This window comes from Paenibacillus sp. RC84 (assembly GCF_041260495.1).
In the GTDB taxonomy this organism is placed as follows: Bacteria; Bacillota; Bacilli; order Paenibacillales; family NBRC-103111; genus Paenibacillus_F.
In genome coordinates, this window is the sequence record NZ_JBGBYL010000003.1 from 153,757 (window position 1) to 171,757 (window position 18,001).

Annotated in this window: 18 protein-coding genes and 1 riboswitch; of the genes, 16 read left to right on the forward strand and 2 right to left on the reverse strand. The window is 55.5% G+C overall.

Annotated elements, in window-relative coordinates; genetic code table 11:
- Positions 1-14 precede the first annotated feature (14 nt).
- From ABH899_RS07920 to sigF, 9 genes are all read left to right on the forward strand, one after another.
- A complete protein-coding gene (locus tag ABH899_RS07920; RefSeq protein WP_369995390.1) occupies positions 15-251 on the forward strand; it encodes a DUF4227 family protein in 237 nt (78 codons plus the stop codon).
- Positions 252-332: 81 nt separating this feature from the next.
- Complete coding sequence (gene xerD, locus ABH899_RS07925) at positions 333-1,232, forward strand: site-specific tyrosine recombinase XerD (RefSeq protein ID WP_218229785.1); 900 nt, start codon at positions 333-335, stop codon at positions 1,230-1,232.
- A 251-nt stretch (positions 1,233-1,483) separates the two neighbouring features.
- The gene (locus tag ABH899_RS07930) at positions 1,484-2,305 is read left to right on the forward strand and encodes a purine-nucleoside phosphorylase (protein ID WP_218229786.1); all 822 of its coding nucleotides are present in this window, start codon (positions 1,484-1,486) and stop codon (positions 2,303-2,305) included.
- 169 nt (positions 2,306-2,474) lie between these two features.
- Positions 2,475-2,855 carry a cupredoxin domain-containing protein gene (locus ABH899_RS07935; RefSeq protein ID WP_009674411.1) on the forward strand — a complete coding sequence of 127 codons (381 nt, stop codon included), beginning with the start codon at positions 2,475-2,477 and terminating at the stop codon, positions 2,853-2,855.
- Between the two features lie 271 nt (positions 2,856-3,126).
- Positions 3,127-5,826 (forward strand): CHASE3 domain-containing protein, encoded by a 2,700-nt coding sequence (locus tag ABH899_RS07940; RefSeq protein WP_369995392.1) that lies wholly within the window; start codon positions 3,127-3,129, stop codon positions 5,824-5,826.
- Positions 5,827-6,021: 195 nt separating this feature from the next.
- Positions 6,022-7,197, forward strand: coding sequence for a D-alanyl-D-alanine carboxypeptidase family protein (locus ABH899_RS07945; RefSeq protein WP_369995395.1), 1,176 nt, complete (start codon positions 6,022-6,024; stop codon positions 7,195-7,197).
- A gap of 120 nt (positions 7,198-7,317) precedes the next feature.
- The gene (gene spoIIAA / locus ABH899_RS07950; protein WP_009674398.1) at positions 7,318-7,671 is read left to right on the forward strand and encodes an anti-sigma F factor antagonist; all 354 of its coding nucleotides are present in this window, start codon (positions 7,318-7,320) and stop codon (positions 7,669-7,671) included.
- Positions 7,668-8,114, forward strand: coding sequence for an anti-sigma F factor (gene spoIIAB, locus ABH899_RS07955; RefSeq protein WP_009674418.1), 447 nt, complete (start codon positions 7,668-7,670; stop codon positions 8,112-8,114). The genes spoIIAA and spoIIAB overlap by 4 nt, the downstream gene beginning before the upstream one ends.
- Positions 8,115-8,126: 12 nt before the next feature.
- On the forward strand, positions 8,127-8,882 hold the full coding sequence (gene sigF / locus ABH899_RS07960; protein ID WP_009674438.1) for an RNA polymerase sporulation sigma factor SigF: 756 nt from the start codon (positions 8,127-8,129) through the stop codon (positions 8,880-8,882).
- Between the two features lie 134 nt (positions 8,883-9,016).
- Here the strand turns inward: sigF and ABH899_RS07965 are convergent, their stop codons facing one another.
- Positions 9,017-9,226, reverse strand: a complete 210-nt coding sequence (locus ABH899_RS07965) for a DUF378 domain-containing protein (protein ID WP_009674431.1) — start codon at positions 9,224-9,226, stop codon at positions 9,017-9,019.
- A gap of 190 nt (positions 9,227-9,416) precedes the next feature.
- Between ABH899_RS07965 and ABH899_RS07970 the strand changes: the two genes are divergently transcribed.
- From ABH899_RS07970 to ABH899_RS07990, 5 genes are all read left to right on the forward strand, one after another.
- The gene (locus ABH899_RS07970) at positions 9,417-10,055 is read left to right on the forward strand and encodes a stage V sporulation protein AA (protein WP_164977119.1); all 639 of its coding nucleotides are present in this window, start codon (positions 9,417-9,419) and stop codon (positions 10,053-10,055) included.
- Entirely contained in the window at positions 10,052-10,471 is a 420-nt protein-coding gene (locus tag ABH899_RS07975) for a stage V sporulation protein AB (protein WP_369995399.1), read from the forward strand. The genes ABH899_RS07970 and ABH899_RS07975 overlap by 4 nt, the downstream gene beginning before the upstream one ends.
- A gap of 594 nt (positions 10,472-11,065) precedes the next feature.
- Complete coding sequence (locus tag ABH899_RS07980; protein WP_369995969.1) at positions 11,066-12,730, forward strand: spore germination protein; 1,665 nt, start codon at positions 11,066-11,068, stop codon at positions 12,728-12,730.
- Between the two features lie 142 nt (positions 12,731-12,872).
- A complete protein-coding gene (lysA, locus tag ABH899_RS07985; RefSeq protein WP_369995970.1) occupies positions 12,873-14,204 on the forward strand; it encodes a diaminopimelate decarboxylase in 1,332 nt (443 codons plus the stop codon).
- A 274-nt stretch (positions 14,205-14,478) separates the two neighbouring features.
- Positions 14,479-14,910 carry a peptidylprolyl isomerase gene (locus ABH899_RS07990; RefSeq protein WP_009674443.1) on the forward strand — a complete coding sequence of 144 codons (432 nt, stop codon included), beginning with the start codon at positions 14,479-14,481 and terminating at the stop codon, positions 14,908-14,910.
- A gap of 48 nt (positions 14,911-14,958) precedes the next feature.
- Here the strand turns inward: ABH899_RS07990 and ABH899_RS07995 are convergent, their stop codons facing one another.
- Entirely contained in the window at positions 14,959-15,222 is a 264-nt protein-coding gene (locus tag ABH899_RS07995) for a hypothetical protein (RefSeq protein WP_369995400.1), read from the reverse strand.
- A 306-nt stretch (positions 15,223-15,528) separates the two neighbouring features.
- Positions 15,529-15,711: riboswitch (FMN riboswitch) on the forward strand.
- A 493-nt stretch (positions 15,712-16,204) separates the two neighbouring features.
- On the opposite strand from ABH899_RS07995, the gene ribD reads away from it, so the two are divergent.
- Together ribD and ribE are read left to right on the forward strand one after the other, a co-directional pair.
- Positions 16,205-17,344 carry a bifunctional diaminohydroxyphosphoribosylaminopyrimidine deaminase/5-amino-6-(5-phosphoribosylamino)uracil reductase RibD gene (gene ribD, locus ABH899_RS08000; protein WP_369995402.1) on the forward strand — a complete coding sequence of 380 codons (1,140 nt, stop codon included), beginning with the start codon at positions 16,205-16,207 and terminating at the stop codon, positions 17,342-17,344.
- Entirely contained in the window at positions 17,329-17,997 is a 669-nt protein-coding gene (gene ribE / locus ABH899_RS08005; RefSeq protein WP_369995404.1) for a riboflavin synthase, read from the forward strand. The genes ribD and ribE overlap by 16 nt, the downstream gene beginning before the upstream one ends.
- The last annotated feature ends 4 nt before the right edge of the window (positions 17,998-18,001 follow it).

An 18,001-nucleotide genomic window follows, 5' to 3' on the forward strand; every position in this document is an offset into this window, starting at 1 on the left:
GGGGGACGGGTTGTATGATCGTATCCGTACATAAATGGCTGGAGAGGACCAAATTCCTCGTTTTGTTCGTTACGCTGACTTATGTCCTGTACCGGGTGTTTGCCCTGTTTTCGGTCTGGGTCGAACCGGTTGACAAGTACCGCCATCCCAGCGGCACGTCGGTAAAAGTGTTCCAGCAGCACGCGATTCAGACGGAAGGCAGCGAGAGTATGGGCGCGAGGCTCCGTTTGTTTTATTGGTACGGGGAATAAAGAGGAATTATCGGTTTTGTGACGAATGGTATATAGACTTAAACCGGCTAGCTTAGAAATGCCATGAAGGAGCAAGGAAACTTGAGAGAAGATCTGGAAGTATTCATGGACTATCTGGAACATGAGAAAGGCTTGTCCCGGAATACGCTCGAATCGTATGCTCGGGATCTGCAGCAGTATATAGAATTTCTGGAGCAGCAGAACATCCGGACGCTGGGCGAGACGAGCAAGGTGCACGTGGTCAGCTACATCTCCCGTCTCAAGCAGCTCGGGAGGGCTACGGCGACCCAGTCCCGGACGCTTGTTTCGATCCGTTCCTTGTACGGTTATATGATCCGCTGCGGCAGGATGGATTTCGACCCTACGCGCGATATCGAGAATCCGAAGCAGGAGAAGAAGCTGCCCCAGGTGCTGACCATGGACGAAATGGAGCGCCTGCTCGCGGCGCCGCAGTCGGACACGAGCAACGGCATCCGGGACAAGGCCATGCTGGAGGTGCTGTATGCGACCGGCATTCGCGTATCGGAGCTGATCAGCCTGGATGTCGGCGACGTCAACACGAGCCTCGGATTTGTCCGCTGCGTCGGAAGCGGGGCCAAAGAACGGATTATTCCGCTCGGAAGCATGGCCGCCAAAGTGGTCGACGAGTATGTGTCCGCCTCGCGGCCTCAGCTGATGAAGGCGCACAAGCCCGAAACGGCCTTGTTCGTGAATCACCTCGGTACGCGCATGACGCGCCAGGGCTTCTGGAAAATGCTTAAGCGTTACGCCGCGGACGCCGAAGTGGACAAGGACATTACGCCGCATACCTTGAGGCACTCCTTCGCCACGCATCTCCTGGAGAATGGGGCGGATCTGCGCTCGGTGCAGGAAATGCTGGGCCATGCCGACCTTTCCACTACCCAGGTGTATACGCATGTGACGAAGTCGAAGATGAAGGAAGTTTATGACCGGACGCATCCGAGGGCGAAAATGACGTGAACGGTGACCCGGCCCCTTAAGGGGCTTTTCCTTTTGGGCGGAATATAAAAATCCTTTAATGCGTCAATGCGGCATTGGGTATTTTTGCATCCCGGAGGCAATAATGAGATAATGTCCATGCTGTTTTTGCCTTACATAAAAAATTACCAGGCTGTAACCCGCATTTGACAACCGGAGGGGGTTGTCCAAATGAACAACCTTATTCAAGGAATTCAAATAATCGGACACAATAAGAGAGGAAGTGTTCTTACATGAGCACAGAAAAACAACGCGTCAATGAAGCGGCGGCCTATATCGAGCAGAAGCTCGGCTTCCGTCCGACCATCGGTCTCATTCTCGGCTCCGGACTCGGCGTCCTGGCCGATCTTATCGAAGAAGCGGTCGTTATCGACTACAGCGATATCCCGCACTTCCCGGTTTCGACCGTGGAAGGTCATGCGAGCGAGCTTGTGGCCGGCACCATAAAAGGCAGACAAGTCGTCATGATGAAAGGCCGTTTCCATCAATATGAAGGCTACGGCGCGGAAACGGTCGCATTTCCGGTACGCGTCATGAAAGACCTGGGCGTTCAGACGCTCATCGTAACCAACGCGGCGGGCGGCGTGAACACGTCTTACGAAGTCGGCGATCTGATGGTGATCCAGGATCATATCAACTTCATGTTCCGCAATCCGCTCATCGGTCCTAACGACGACGAGCTCGGAGTTCGCTTCCCGGATATGTCGGAAGCTTACAGCAGAAGGCTTGGCAAGCTTGCGCACAGCGTTGCCGAGAAACAGAATTTCTCGCTGCGCGAAGGGGTTTACCTCGGGCTTCTCGGTCCCACTTACGAAACGCCGGCCGAAATCCGCATGATCCGTACGCTCGGGGCGGACGCCGTCGGCATGTCGACCGTGCCGGAAGTGATCGTCGCCCGTCATGCCGGCATCGAGGTGCTCGGTTTCTCCTGCATCTCGAACATGGCCGCGGGCATCCTGGACCAGCCGCTTTCCCACCAGGAAGTGATGGAGACGACGGAGCGGGTCAAGCCGAAGTTTCTTCAGCTGGTTCTCGGTATTATCGAGGAATTGTAGGCTTTACGCAACCGGCTTTGCTTCGGGCCGCTGACGGTCCGAAACGGCCTGCGGATCAAAATATCACGGAATTGTCACAAATTATTCGAAGTTTGCCTCAGGAAAGGATTAGGCAATTTCCGTTATTTTAGGTACAATAATTAGGTAATTACGCGATGGGGGGATCTTCATGTACAAGTGGATCATGTTTGTACTATTTATCGGCGCGAGTGCTATGGGAGTGGGTTTCCTCTTTCAAGATATCAATGCCCGACAAGCGGAAAGAGCCGCGGAAGAAACAGCCGGCGCTTCTCTCAAAATTGCAGCATCCAACTGGAAATTCGATCAAGCGGAGTACAAAATTCCGAAAGGCCAGACCAAGGTTTCTCTCATCCTGAAAGAAGGCGTGCACGCCATCGACATCACGGGTGAAGGCGTTGACGTTAAACTGGACGGAACGAACAAGTCCCAAGAAGTGAACTTCGAGAAGCCGGGCAAATACGAAATTAAGTGTATCCTGCCTTGCGGCGAAGGCCACAACGATATGAAGTCGGTTCTGGTGGTCGAATAAGCGGTAGTTCGGTTTTAAAAAGGGGCCCCGGAGGGCTCCTTTTTATTTGTCCAAGCGGAGGAAAGTTTTGCAAAAATCTAGTAAACCCGGTTAGCAAATCACAGCGATCAATAGTATAATAGTTAAATTAAGCTGTTTGTTACGAACTGCAAAAGGTCAGGTTATTCAGGCCTCTACGAAGTCGCGTGCCCGTCAGGAAGCATGCGGCCTTTTTCAGCCGCGCCCTTTTTGGTTCGTTAAAGGTAAGTATCCGTAACTAGGGGGAGTAAGAGTGTTGCGAGCACGTCGTTTCAGTATCCGGTGGAAAATTATGTCCGGTTATCTGCTTATCTTGGTCTGCCTGGCGGCCTCGATTTTTGCCGTAAACGGACGGATTGTATCTTTGCAGAAAGAGATCGACTTTGTCACGGAACACGATATTCAGGTACATGATTTGACGTCGGAGGTTGAGAAGCAGCTTCTCGACATGGAAACGGGGCAGCGGGGGTACGTCATTACCGGGGATGACCGTTATCTGGAGCCTTACGAGAAAGCGCAGGCAAACTGGTTGACGGATTACGATACGCTTCACGGTCTTGTTGCCGACAATCCTTCCCAGCAGAAACGGCTGGAGGAACTGCGGTCCGTTATCGAGAAATGGATCGCGGAAGCGGGACAGCCTGTCATTGCGTGGAAAAAAACCGGGAATACTTCGCAAATCCAGCAATATTTTCAAGAGGACCCCGGTAAAAAATATATGGACCGGATCCGGGTCATGATTGACACCTTCCGCAGTACGGAAACCAAATTGACCCTAGACCGGGTGGCTAATCTGGACGAGCGGAACAAGGATATGCGCAGCGCCCTGTACCTCATGATGCTCGGCGTGGCCGCTGTAGCCGTCGCGACTGCGATCCTGATATCCCGGTCGATTCAGGGGACGATCAGCAAGGTCATTCGCGCCATCAACCATCTGGCTTCGTCGGACGGGGATCTATCCGAACGGATCGAGGTCAAGTCACGGGATGAAATACGCGACCTCGGGGATGCGACGAACCGTCTGCTCGACAATGTGCAGCGGGAAACCGAGGAGAAAACGCAGGTGGCCGAGTTGACGACCGCCCTGCAAGGCTTTACGGACACGGCGGCTTTGTCCGACATGTTCGTACGCAAAGCGGCGGAACTGTTCAACGCCCCGTACGGCGTGGTTTACATGCTTCACACCGTAGATGGGGAGTACGGCCTTCACCGGATGGCGGCATACGCGTCCGATGGCGGAAACGAGGAGCGCTCCCGCATGTTTAAACCGGGCGAAGGTCTCGTCGGACAGTGCGCGGAGGAAAACCGGATGCTGGCTGTCGACCACCTGCCGGAAAACTACGTGACGGTCCGTTCCGGCCTCGGAGAAGCGGCGCCGCGGCATATTCTTATTGCCCCGGCTTCTTTCAAAGGTTCGGTTACGGCTGTGGTGGAATTTGCCTCCTTCGAACCGTTTACGGCTTCTCAGCGCCAAGTATTGAGAGAGCTTCTCACTTCGTTCGGCATCATACTCAATAGCGTGGGAAGCCGCATGGAAGTGGAGCGCCTTCTCCAGGAATCCAGAGTCATGGCGGAGGAACTTCAAGTCCAGTCCGAAGAGCTGCGCACCCAGACGGAAGAAATGCAGGTCACGAACGAAGAACTCGAAGCCCAGTACCGGGTATCGGAACAAAAAACGCTGGAGCTTGAGCAGGCGTCGCTGGAACTTCAAGCCAAAGCCGAGCAGGTCCAGCTGGCTTCCCAATACAAATCGGAATTTCTGGCAAATATGTCCCACGAGCTGCGGACTCCGCTGAACAGTATGCTGCTGTCGCAGTTCCTCGCCGAAAATCAGAACAACACGCTGAGCGAAGAGGAACTCGATTACGTGGAGCTGATTCATAAAGCGGGCAATGATTTGCTAACGCTCATCAACGACGTTCTCGACCTGTCCAAAGTCGAAGCGGGCAAGCTGGAAGTTAATTACGAACCGTTCAATTTAACGGAGCTGCCCGACAAAATGGAACATCTTTTCGGCAAAATGTTGAAGGACAAAGACGTTGCGTTCAAACGTACCATGGAGCCCGGACTGCCGGAGATCATCCAGACCGACGGACAGCGGCTGGAGCAAATCGTCAAGAATCTGCTGTCGAATGCGGTTAAATTTACACATTACGGTGAGGTAACCCTGTCGCTGCGGCGGGCGAAAGAGGAGGAAGAGAATCACCTGCTGCCCGGTCTCGACTGGACGACGGCACTGGCGATATCCGTCCGGGATACGGGGATCGGCATCCCGAAGGACAAGCAGGAGCATGTCTTCGAGGCGTTCAGACAGGCGGACGGAGCGACAAGCCGGCAGTATGGAGGCACGGGACTCGGACTGTCCATTTCCCGCGATCTGGCCGGTCTGCTGAACGGCTGCATCCATCTGGCGAGCGAGGAAGGAGCGGGAAGCACCTTCACGCTGTATATCTGCTGCCTGGACCGGGCGGATACGGCGGGTATGGAAGCGGCATCCGCGCTCGAAGCGGAGGCGTCTGTCCTGCCGGCGCCCGCGAAGCCGAAGCGCGAGGCTGCCGGCCGAACCGGAACGATTATCGCCGGCAAAACCGTGCTTATCGTGGATGACGATCCCCGCAACGTCACGGCGCTCAGCGTAGCGCTGGAAAGCAGGGGAATGCGCGTGCTGACGGCAGGCGACGGGATCGAATGTCTGGCGCTGATGGACCATACGCCGGATATCGACGTCGTGCTGATGGACGTCATGATGCCGGGGATGGACGGGTATGAGGCGATGACCCGCATTCGGGAACGCGCGGAGTGGGCGGATCTTCCGCTTATTGCCGTCACGGCCAAAGCGATGAAGAACGACCGGGATAAATGTATCGAAGCCGGTGCTTCCGACTATATCCCCAAGCCGGTAGATTTGAATCAGCTGATCTCTCTGCTGATTGTATGGTTGAACGAAAACTGAAAATTCGTTACGGATGAAGAGCGCGGCTGAGGAGTCCGCTCTTTTTTTTGTTGAAGTCTTTTGTCCGGATAGGGAATCCCTGGAATATTTTTGTCCGGTTCCGTCAAGACTGCTTAATGAAATTCCCGGTTTACATACTAGCCACCCAGTTTGTGAATCGTATGTCTAATTGTTGAGCAGGAGGGGTAGAAGACGATGTGGAAGAAAATGAGCTGTGCGGTTCTGGCGCTGAGTCTGCTGCTGTCCGCAGCCGGACCGGCCGTATGGGCCAAGGAGGAGAAGCCTCAGCAGGTTGATCTCGCTCCCAATGCGCAATCGGCAGTTCTAATGGATGCGGACTCGGGCGAAATTATTGTGAACAAAAACATGGATACCAAGCTTCCGCCGGCCAGTATCACGAAAATTATGACCATGCTTCTCATCATGGAAGCCGTAGACAGCGGAAAAATCAAGATGACGGATAAGGTAAGCACCAGTGAATATGCGGCGTCGATGGGCGGCTCGCAGATTTTCCTGGAGCCCGGCGAAGAGATGAGCGTTGAAGAAATGCTCAAGGGTATCGCGATGGCTTCGGGGAACGATGCGTCCGTAGCGATGGCCGAGAAGCTGGCGGGCTCGGAGGAAAACTTCGTCGCGATGATGAATGAGCGCGCCAAGCAGCTCGGAATGAACAACACCCATTTCTCCAACTGCAACGGACTGCCGACGGAAAATCATTATACTTCCGCGCACGATATCGCGATTATGTCGCGGGAACTTCTCAAACATACCGGCATCACGAAGTTTACCGGCAACTACCAGGACCATCTGCGGAAAGATTCCGCGAAACCGTTCTGGCTCGTCAATACAAACAAGCTCGTCCGTTTCTATTCGGGAGCCGACGGCTTGAAGACCGGCTATACGAGCGAAGCGAAGTTCTGCTTGTCGGCAACCGCCGTCCGTGACGGGTTTCGCGTGATTGCCGTCGTGCTCGGAGAACCGAACACGAAAACCCGCAATGCCGAAGTGACAAAGCTGTTCGACTACGCGTTTGCCCAGTACAGCAATTTCCCGATCTTCAAAGCCGGAGACGCCCTGGGCGAGCTTAAGATCAGCAAGGGCGATGTCGCTTCGGTGCCTCTGACCGCAACGCGTTCTTACAGCATCCTGATGAAAAAGGGCGAAGGCAAAGAAGGAATCCGCCACGAGCTCCAGCTCAATCAGGATCTGAAGCCGCCGATCGCCAAAGGGCAGCCTATCGGCAAAATCGTGGTGTATAAGAACAACGAAGTGCTGACCGAGTACCCGATCGAGTCTCCCGCCGATGTCAAAAAAGCCGGCTGGTGGACGCTTATGAAGCGTTCGGCCCGCAGTCTGTTCGGCGGAGAATAAAGTCGCATTTTCCCGCTTCCGAAGAGCTTTTGGCGCTTTTCTTCTAGTTTTGTCAGCAGGCAGGAAATGCCAAAGGGATTGTAGAACTTGTGAGTCATGTGGGAAGGAGTGACATGGCACATGAGTTTGCAAATCGAATTTGAGCACAGAAGTAAAGCGCTGGTCGTTCGTCTGAAAGGGGAACTGGATCACCATACGGCCGATGTGGTCAAAACCCGCATGGAAGATGCCATTTTCCGGCAGGATACCAAGCACCTCATTTTGAGTCTGAAGGATCTTTCCTTCATGGACAGCTCGGGTCTGGGTGTCATTCTCGGGCGCTACAAGCAGATTACGGGCAAGGGCGGCCGTATGGTGGTTTGCGACATCTCTCCGGAAGTTTACCGCTTGTTCGAATTGTCGGGCATGTTCAAGATCGTAACGATTGAAGACAACGAGAGATCCGCGATCTCCAGTCTGGAGGTCGCGTTATGAGCGAATCGAATTTCATGAAGCTCCAATTCGCCAGCAAGTCCGAGAACGAGGCTTTCGCGCGTGTCGCCGTCGCTTCGTTCATCTCCCAGCTCGATCCGACCATGAACGAATTGACGGATATCAAGACCGTCATTTCGGAGGCGGTAACGAACTGCATTATCCACGGCTATGACAATAAACCCGACGGTGTCGTAACGATCGTGACGGAAATTGTGGACGATGAGGTCTATATCACGGTGGAAGACAACGGAGCGGGAATCGAAGATCTGGAAGAAGCCAAGCAGCCGCTGTATACGTCCAAGCCGGAGCTGGAAAGGTCCGGAATGGGATTTACCATTATGGAAAACTTTATGGATGAGGTCGACGTGGTTACCGAAGTCGGTACCGGCACCCGCATCCGGATGAAGAAAAGAATTGAATCCAAAAAAGCTTTGGTAAACTAGGGGTTTGATACGATGGATGTCGATTTGAAAGGTTCCTCGCACAGTTTCCTGGATGACAGTGAAGTCAAGCGTTTGATCGCACTCAGCCAATCGGGAGATTCGCTCGCCCGGGAACGGCTGGTTAACTCCAACATCCGGCTCGTCTGGTCCGTCGTTCAGCGTTTTCTGAACCGCGGCTACGAAGCCGAGGATTTGTTTCAAATCGGCTGCATCGGACTGCTCAAATCGGTGGACAAGTTCGACTTGTCCTACGATGTGAAGTTTTCGACCTATGCGGTTCCGATGATTATCGGGGAGATCCAGCGGTTTCTCCGTGATGACGGAACGCTGAAAGTCAGCCGATCGCTTAAAGAACTGGCCAGCAAAATCCGCAAGACCAAGGACGAGCTCTCCAAAGGCATGAACCGCCTTCCGACGATCAAGGAGGTCGCGGATGCGCTGGGGATTACGCCGGAGGAAGTCGTCTTCGCCCAGGAGGCGAGCAAGCCGCTCTCCTCGATCCATGAAACGGTTTTTGAGAACGACGGGGATCCCATCACGCTGATGGACCAGATCGCCGACGAAACCCAGGATAAATGGTTCGAGAAGCTGGCTCTTAACGAAGCCATCGGGGCTCTTAACGAACGGGAGCGGCTGATCGTGTATCTCCGGTATTTCCGGGATCAGACGCAGTCGGAGGTCGCCAGCAGGCTCGGCATTTCACAGGTCCAGGTGTCCAGGCTGGAGAAAAAAATCTTACAATCCATAAAAGATCAGATCGCTCAATAGCGTTCTGGTCTTTTTTCTTTTTGCCGGAGCGGACGCGAAAAAAAATCCACGATTCGTCCGCCCGCCGGGAGCTGAAACGTTTCGTGGATCCGTCCCCGGTTTCCCTCCGGAGCATGGCTGGAGGAAATGCCTGGTTAACGTACGGTAGCATCGTCCCGGAAGAAGAACGAAAGGCTGTAGATACCCGCCAATCCGACCAGTGTATAAATGATCCGGCTGAAGGCGGAAGAGGTGCGGTGCACTTCGCCGCCGAAAATCGCGGATACCAGATCCCACTCGAAGATACCTACGAGGAGCCAATTCAGCGCGCCTACGATAATCAGGGTAAGAGCAATTCGAGACATGGGTGTTCACCACCTGTTTGAAAGTTGGGAAAGCTTGTTCGTTCCTAATGTTCCTCGGCGGGAATTTTTTATGCATGCGGGATTTAAACGTAGGATGCGCCTCGCGCAAAGTTTGGGAGCCTTTCCTTGGATGATTCTGCCGAATGCGCCGCATACTACTGGCAAAAGGATGTTTTTGGGGGGATGAGGGTTGAATCAAACCGCAGACGCCTGTCTCTATATCCGCTTGCGCCGCAGAATACGGGTACCCGCACGGGAACCGGTCACCTTGGGGAGGGTCGCCCAGATGATTGTCGAGCCCGCGTATGAAAGCACGCTTCGGGGGCTTGTTCTGGTCCAACCGAAAGTCAAGGACGGCAACCGTATTCTGATCGATATGCTCAGCATCGTGGCGGCTGTCAAAAACGTGCACCCTAATCTGCAGATTGAACATTTCGGCGAGCCGCATACGCTCGTGGAGATCGATTCCGGTACTCGTAAACCTAATCTATTGTTTCTCGCGGCGGTTTGGGTTCTGCTTTTTATCGGGTCGGGCCTTACGATTATGAATTTTCATGCAGACGTGAGCATGCTGGAGGTGCATCAGCGGGTGTATGAGCTTGTAACCGGCAAAAAGACCGAGCATCCGCTGTTTCTGCAAATTCCGTATTCGCTTGGTATCGGAATCGGCATGGCGGTTTTTTTTAATCACTTTTTTAAGAAAAAATTCAACGAAGAGCCGAGCCCGCTCGAAGTCGAGATGTTTACCTATCAGGAAAATATCGACCGCTATACGATAGCCGAAGAATATCAGTCTTTAAACCGCGAGAAGCGCGAGTCTTCCCCATGATCACGCTGCTGGGCTGGTCTGCTGCGGTCGTGACAGGACTTGCCGGAGGCATCGCGGTCGGCAGCGGAATGGTGGCTTTCCTGTTAGTGCTGGATATCATACCGCGGCTGCTTCAGGTAAGCCGGGCTCAACACCGCATCCGCAGCTGCGAGATCGCGGTCATTGCCGGTTCGCTGGTTTTTACCTTGATGGATTTCTTTAATTGGAAGCTGTCCGCTCCTGTCTGGTGGACCGGTATTTTCGGGTTGTTTGCGGGAGCGTTTATAGGCATGCTGTCCGCGGCCCTGACGGAAATCATCAATGTCCTGCCGGTTCTCGCCAAACGGGTGGGCATGACGTCCTACATGGTATGGCTGCTCACGGCCATGATCGCAGGCAAGGTTCTGGGCTCCTTGTTCGAATGGTTTATTTATTGAGGCTGAGGAGGAGTACGCATGAAGAAGTTGATCGGTAAGATGATGGTGAAAGATAAAGACCGCAGGCATGGGGGGACGGGGGAAATTTCCGGTTCCGGTGCCGACGCCGATGACAGATCTAAAGCTCCCGCCCTCCAGATCGATGAGGAAGGCAACGTTTTTGCCGCTCCGGAGATGGAGGAGAATGCACCATCGGGCACGGAGCTGAACGAAGACGCCGGGGATACCGGGCGTGAGGATCAGTTGCAAAGCCGGGCGAATGGCCCGGAAGAGACTCCGGAAAAAGAAGCGCCCGGACGGGAAAGGCAGGAACCGGCGCAAGGAACCGGACAACCGGACGAATCCCGTCGTGAATCAAGGGACGGCGGAACCGCCGCCGGATTACGAGCCGGAACCCGTGACGACCAATCAGGCGGCGCTGCCCGATCCGGTAGAAGGTCCGAAGCAAGAAAAGGTTTCCGGGCCGGACCGCGATCCCCGGAAGAATCCCAGGACCGTGAAAGCGGAAGCAAGGAGCAGGACCGTTCCGGGGGAATGCCGGAAGAAGAGGCATTCGGGATCAAGAAGCTGTTGCGGGATGGGAACAAGGATCCTATTCAAGCTTCTTTCTCCCGGAAGCGCTCGTCTGCGGATCAAGGCGGCGAAGAGCAGCCGCCCAACGCCGAAGGCCACGGTGCCGTGCCAGACGGCAAACCCAACGAGGGCACCAGGCAGCAGAAACAGGCTTCCGGCGCCAGGGGGGATCAACAAGGCCAGAAGGGCAAGGGGCCGTCGAATGGCGATGCATCGAAACCGGTGGACGACCCGATCCCGCTCTCGATGCAGGAAGTCAAGGATATGCTGGAAGAGCGTTCGGGCCTGGGGACATCGTTTGACCTTGTGCTGCGCGAGATGGTGTTCGGCTCGATCCGGGTCGGCTTTTACTACGTGAACGGGCTGGCCAAAGACCAGGTGCTCACGATGGTCCTGGACCGGCTAAGTTACGCGGACCACGCCGCGATGGAGAATAATCCGGCCGAGAGCCTCAAGGAATATCTCATTCCGCACATCCAAGTGTCGCCGTACCAGACGATGAAAGAAGTCATCGGCCAAGTCATGACCGGGGCGACCGGTGTTTTTATCGAAGGCGAAAAGACGGCGCTCGTCGTCGACGCCAAAAACTTCCCCGTCCGTTCGACAGAAGAGCCTGACCTCGAAAGAGTCGTGCGCGGCTCAAGGGACGGCTTCGTGGAAACGCTGATGACGAACGTGGCGCTTGTGAGAAGAAGGGTCCGCGACCCGAAGCTGCGGGTCGAAATTATGCAGGTAGGGAAGCGGACCAGCACCGATATCTGTATCGGTTATATCGACGATATCGCGAATCCGAAGCTGGTTGAAGCCATCCGTGACAAAGTCAAGAACGTGGATCTTGACGGAATTCCGCTGGCCGAGAAGCAGTTGGAGGAAGCAATCGTAGCGAAAGGCTGGAACCCGTATCCGCTGGTCCGGTACACGGAGAGGCCCGATGTGGCGTCCGCCCATCTGCTGGAGGGGCACGTTATCTTGATGTCGGACACTTCGCCGAGTGTCATGATCATGCCGTCGACGTTCTTCCATCATCTCCAGCATGCGGAAGAGTATCGGCAGCTTCCGATTATCGGTTCCTATCTGCGCTGGGTCCGTTTTCTGGGAATATTGGCTTCGCTGTTTCTTTTGCCGCTTTGGTACCTGATGGTATTAGAACCCGGTCTCAAACCGACCGGCCTGGAGTTTATCGGACCGCAGAATCCGGGCAAAATCCCGGTTCTCATCCAGTTTCTTCTCGCCGAACTCGGGATCGATCTGATGCGGATGGCTTCCGTTCATACGCCAACGCCTTTATCCGTTGCCATGGGGCTGGTCGCGGCTATTCTCATCGGAGACATTGCCGTTAAAACGGGGCTGTTCACGAATGAAATTATATTCTACATTTCAATCGCGACGATCGGCATGTTCGCCACCCCCAGCTACGAGCTGAGTTTAGCCAACCGGATCGTCCGGCTTATCCTGCTGTTTTCGGTGGCGCTCTTCAAAGTTCCGGGTTTCGTCATCGCAACTACGGTATGGTTGATATTCTTGTCCCTCCAGCGTTCGCACACGGCTCCATACATGTGGCCTTTCCTTCCGTTCAATGCGATGGGGCTGCTGAACATCTTGTTCCGTCTGCCGGTTCTAACGCACAAAACAAGGCTCAGCATCACGCGTTCCAAAGACGGAACCCGTCAGCCCGGACCCGAATGACGGCGTGTCCTATCCGGCTTGCCCGCTTCCGTGAAAGTTGTATTGTCAGCTAAGTGACATTGTGTTACTTTAGTTAATAATGTAATGGAGAAACAAGACGGAAGCAGTCATGGATATGGATAACGAAGAGGGGAAACGGACGATGCATCTTCATGGAACAAGCCGAGTTAACGCTCTAGGCCATTTGGAAGTCGGCGGTGTGGATACCACGGAACTGGCCGCCCGCTATGGAACACCGTTATATGTTGTGGATGAGGCGCTCGTGCGCAGGCGCTGCCGCGAGTTTGTCGATGCTTTTCAGGCGTCCGGGTTAAAATTTCAGGTTGCTTACGCAAGCAAAGCGTTCTGTGTCATGGCGATGTGCCGCATCGTAGCCGAAGAAGGACTGTCCTTGGACGTCGTATCCGACGGGGAGCTGTTTACGGCGCTTCAGGCGGGTTTTCCTCCCGAGCGCATTCACTTCCACGGCAACAACAAGACGCCGGCCGAGATCGAAATGGCGCTTGACGCCGGAATCGGCTGTTTCGTGGTCGATAACTTCACGGAGCTTCGCATGCTGGATGCGATTGCGGGTTCGAAAGGCAAGCGCGTACCGATTCTGCTGAGAATAACACCGGGCGTAGAAGCCCATACGCACGAATATATTTCCACCGGCCAAATCGATTCGAAGTTCGGATTCGACCTTGGGAACGGGGCCGCGTTCGAAGCGGTCAAAGAATCCGCCGAGGCGAATCATCTGCTCCTGCTCGGCGTTCATTCCCATATCGGATCGCAAATTTTCGAGGTCGAAGGTTTCCGGGTGGCAGCCGAGAAGGTGGCCCAGTTCGCCTCGCAGGTACGGGATGAGCTGGACGTGGTTTTCTCGGTCATCAACCTTGGCGGCGGCTTCGGAATCCGCTATGTGGAAGGCGACACGCCTCTGCCGATGTCGACCTATGTCGAAGCGATCGCGGAAGCGGTCAAAACCCGCTTCGAGGCCGTTTCTTATCCGATGCCGGAGATCTGGATCGAACCGGGCCGGAGTATCGTCGGCGATGCCGGAACGACTTTGTACACCGTAGGAACGAACAAGGATATTCCCGGCGTTCGCAAATATGTTTCCGTAGACGGGGGCATGACGGATAATCCCCGGCCGGCCCTGTACCAGTCCCAGTACGAAGCGATGCTGGCGAACCGGGCTTCGGAACCGTCTCAGGAGACGGTCTCCATCGCGGGCAAGTGCTGCGAAAGCGGCGATATGCTGATCTGGGACGTGGAGCTTCCTCTCGTCGAGACGGGGGATATACTGGCCGTTGCCAGTACGGGAGCGTACAATTACTCCATGGCCAGCAACTACAACCGGATCCGCAGACCCGCCGTCGTATTCGTAAAAGACGGAATGGCCGACATGGCGGTCAAACGGGAAACGTACGAAGATCTGGTCCGCAACGATGTCGTGCCGGAACGGATGAAACAAATTCAGCCGGTCCGCTGATTTTCATCCATAGACGGGCATAACGTCCCGATAACGGCCAAACAAGCCGGAGGGCTCCCTCCGGTTTGTTTTTTTACTCTATACGCTTGGAAAGTCCTGCAGCGCGGCGAAAGATAGTGAACGGTTCCCGTTAACAGACGGTCGAGCCTGACTCGTAAAAGTGACGCTTATTTGTACATCCCTCCAATATGGAGTACAATGAAAGAGATTGCTTTCACAATCATGTACCCCGCAATCCAAGCAGGAACCGATACATAAAAGGAGAGTGTCCCACATGGCAAAACAAGCGAAAATCACAATGGCAGGCGGCGGCGAAGTGCTGATCGACCTCTTTGAAAAGGATGCCCCGAACACAGTGGCAAACTTCGAGAAACTGGCTAATTCCGGTTTCTACAACGGACTCAATTTCCACCGCGTTATTCCGGGCTTCGTAGCCCAAGGCGGCTGTCCTCAAGGCACCGGCACCGGCGGTCCCGGATACACGATCGACTGCGAAATCAACCCGAACAAACATGAGCGCGGAACGCTTGCGATGGCTCACGCCGGACGCAACACAGGCGGCAGCCAGTTCTACATCTGCTACCAGCCGCAGCCTCATCTTGACGGCCAGCACACGGTTTTCGGCAAAGTAACCAAAGGCATGGAATATGTGGACGCGTTCAAAGGCCGCGACACAATGGAGAAAGTTGAAATCGTCGAAGTTTAATGAATGTATCCAAAAGCCCCTGGACAACCGCTGTAAGAAAGCGGCTGGTCAGGGGCTTTTCAGGATCAGGGCATCGAGGCGTATTTCCGCGTACGCAACATCCAGCAGAGAATCCACGCCAGCTTTACCGAGTTCGTCCCAGAGCCGCGCTTTATCCCATCCGCAGGCTGCCAATCCCTCATGGAGTACACGGCCGCGCACAATAACGGGGATCCCGTCAGAATGGCCATGATATAGGTTTGCGAAGCCGACGGCCGCCGTGTTTTTGGCCGCCTTCAGGCACTTTCGGGAAAAGTCTGTGTTCCTTTTCATTTATTCGGCTTCCCTTTCGTACAAGATGATCGCCCCGGTTTTCCGGGTATCTGCTTGAATATCCGGAATGGCTGAATACCCCCCTGTCCTTCCGCTGCAATCTCCATTTATGTGCGGCACATAAGGATCCTTCCTTGATGGGAAATCCGTTCCGCTTTTGTTCCGCATGACATATAGGACAGACTTATCCAGCCTTTCCCCGATTCGGCCCTGCTTATACCGTTTTCCGACCGGACTAGTCAACTTGACACTTGCAATTTGGAAATGACAATGGTACTATTCAGTCAACAATCGAATAAGATTGAATCAATCCTTCGGGGCGGGGTGAAAGTCCCTACCGGCGGTGTTGCCGCAGTACCGGTTATCCGGTCTGCAGCTCAGTCCGTGACCCGGCTTGTCTGTTTTTTAAGCGTTCGAACGCAGGACAATCCGGCTGACTTGGTGAGAGTCCGAGACCGACAGTTAAAGTCTGGATGGGAGAAGGAGAACGAAACGATTCAGTCTGCATACGCAGCTTCACCTGCATTCGCACAGAAAGGGCTTTTTTAGGTACATACGCGGCCTGGGTTGGCCGGCTTATTTGTGCTCTAAAGTTCATAAACAGCGGCGAGACCGGACGGCGGGCCATCGTGGCCTTAGCTTGTGCTATCTTTTCACTGCCGTTTTTTCCGATCTCGTCCTTTCTGCAAGCAAGATGCGAAATGTGTGGTAGCAGCACGTTTCTTTGGCATACCTGCCGGAGAACCCCGTATCCGTTCCCTTATTAAGGGGATCGGAGGTACTTTCCCGTACCCGCAGACTGGCTTCACGCGCGTTCTTGCTATTCCATAAAACCGCCCTTGTCCGAAACGGACAGGGGCTTTTTCAGGTTCAACATTTTGGCCGATGCGGGAGAGACTAAACACAGAACGAACCAAGCCGGAAAGCTGCTGAGGCAGAAAAGAGGGAAGAGCCAATTCCCTTCCCGGAAAGGAGACCGCTCATGCTTCAACCTTTACAGGACGAAAGTTACATGCGCCTGGCGCTGCAAATGGCCCAGGCGGCGCTCGGACAGACGGGCATCAATCCCGTCGTCGGCTGCGTCGTCGTCAAAGACGGCCGCATCGTCGGCATGGGCGCCCATCTGAAGCGGGGAGAGGGCCACGCGGAAGTGCACGCGCTGAAGATGGCCGGCCGCGAAGCCGAAGGCGCCACGGCTTACGTCACGCTGGAGCCGTGCAGCCATTACGGCAAGACGCCGCCGTGCAGCGGCAGGCTCATCGAGAGCGGCATCCGCCGGGTCGTCGTCGCGGCCGTAGACCCGAACCCGCTCGTGGCGGGGTCGGGGATCGCGAGACTGCGGAGCCGGGGCATCGACGTGGAGGCCGGTCTGCTCGCGGACGAGGCGAACGCCTTGAACGAGGCGTTTGGCAAGTTCATCGTGACGCGCCTGCCCTTCGTCACGATGAAATCCGCGAGCACGCTCGACGGCAAGATCGCCGCCAAAACCGGCGACAGCAAGTGGATCACCGGCGCGCCCGCCCGCGAGCTCGTCCACGCGATGCGGCACCGCCACGCCGCGATCATGGTCGGTATCGGCACGGTGCTTGCCGATGATCCCGAGCTGACCACCCGGCTGTCCGTGCCGGCGCTCCATCCGCTGCGAATCGTCGTCGATTCGCAGCTCCGGACGCCGCTGTCCGCGCGGGTGCTGCGGCAGCAGGATGAGCGGCCGACGCTCATCCTGACAACCGCCGGCGCCGATCCCGCCAAGCGCGAAGCGCTTGAAGCCCTCGGCGCCGAAGTGCTGGCGTGCGGCAGCGGCCCGCACGTCGATCTCCCGCTCGCGATGCGGCTGCTGGGCGAGCGGGAGGTGCCCTCCGTCCTCCTGGAAGGCGGAGGACGGCTCAGCGGGGCGATGCTGGAGAACCGCCTGGTGGACAAGGCGGTGCTGTTTTTCGCCCCGAAATGGATCGGCGGCGGGCCGGAGGCGCCGGACAACGCGGCGTTCGCCGGATTCGGCCGCATGAGCGAGGCGATCCGGCTGGCGCGGATGACCGTCGAGACCGTCGGCGAAGACGTCTGTCTCACGGGTTACCCGCAGTACGCCGAGAAGGAGGGTTCATCATGTTTACCGGATTAATCGAAGAAATCGGCGTTATGCGCCGCATACACAAGCAGGGCCAGGCGATGGTCCTGACCCTCGGCGCACGCCTGGTGCTGGAAGATGTAAAGCTTGGCGACAGTATAGCGGTCAACGGCGTCTGTCTGACCGTCGTCGCCTATGACAAGGAGACCTTTTCCGTCGATGTCATGCCGGAGACGTACCGCAAAACGAACCTCGCATCGCTTCAGACGGGAGCACGCGTCAACCTGGAACGGGCGATGCCGGCGAACGGCCGTTTCGGCGGACATCTCGTGCAGGGCCACGTAGACGGCACCGCCCGGATCCGGGCGAGAACGCCGGAGGAGAATGCGGTCGTCTACCGGCTGGAGCCGGACGACGATGCTGTCCTCCGCTACATGATTGCGGGCGGCTCCATCACGATCGACGGTATCTCGCTTACGCTTACAGACGTGACCGACAGCACGTTTGCCGTTTCAATCATTCCGCATACCCTGGCCCAAACGATTCTGCAGGACAAACAGCCCGGGGACAGCGTGAACATCGAATGCGACGTGCTTGGGAAATATATTGAAAAGCTGCTCCGCGCGGGTCCGGGCGGGAAGACACATTCTTGCGGCGGACAGGGCGGGCTGACCGAGAAGTTTTTGGCGGAGAACGGATTTTTCTGACGGT

Bases quoted from the DNA above. Each gene is read 5' to 3' on its own strand.
- ABH899_RS07930 (WP_218229786.1), top strand. From the start codon at position 1,484: ATGAGCACAGAAAAACAACGCGTCAATGAAGCGGCGGCCTATATCGAG.
- ABH899_RS07990 (WP_009674443.1), top strand. From the start codon at position 14,479: ATGGCAAAACAAGCGAAAATCACAATGGCAGGCGGCGGCGAAGTGCTG.
- sigF (WP_009674438.1), top strand. From the start codon at position 8,127: ATGGATGTCGATTTGAAAGGTTCCTCGCACAGTTTCCTGGATGACAGT.
- spoIIAA (WP_009674398.1), top strand. From the start codon at position 7,318: ATGAGTTTGCAAATCGAATTTGAGCACAGAAGTAAAGCGCTGGTCGTT.
- ABH899_RS07975 (WP_369995399.1), top strand. From the start codon at position 10,052: ATGATCACGCTGCTGGGCTGGTCTGCTGCGGTCGTGACAGGACTTGCC.
- lysA (WP_369995970.1), top strand. From the start codon at position 12,873: ATGCATCTTCATGGAACAAGCCGAGTTAACGCTCTAGGCCATTTGGAA.
- ABH899_RS07965 (WP_009674431.1), bottom strand. From the start codon at position 9,226: ATGTCTCGAATTGCTCTTACCCTGATTATCGTAGGCGCGCTGAATTGG.
- ABH899_RS07935 (WP_009674411.1), top strand. From the start codon at position 2,475: ATGTACAAGTGGATCATGTTTGTACTATTTATCGGCGCGAGTGCTATG.
- ABH899_RS07945 (WP_369995395.1), top strand. From the start codon at position 6,022: ATGTGGAAGAAAATGAGCTGTGCGGTTCTGGCGCTGAGTCTGCTGCTG.
- spoIIAB (WP_009674418.1), top strand. From the start codon at position 7,668: ATGAGCGAATCGAATTTCATGAAGCTCCAATTCGCCAGCAAGTCCGAG.
- ABH899_RS07995 (WP_369995400.1), bottom strand. From the start codon at position 15,222: ATGAAAAGGAACACAGACTTTTCCCGAAAGTGCCTGAAGGCGGCCAAA.
- ribE (WP_369995404.1), top strand. From the start codon at position 17,329: ATGTTTACCGGATTAATCGAAGAAATCGGCGTTATGCGCCGCATACAC.
- ABH899_RS07920 (WP_369995390.1), top strand. From the start codon at position 15: ATGATCGTATCCGTACATAAATGGCTGGAGAGGACCAAATTCCTCGTT.
- ribD (WP_369995402.1), top strand. From the start codon at position 16,205: ATGCTTCAACCTTTACAGGACGAAAGTTACATGCGCCTGGCGCTGCAA.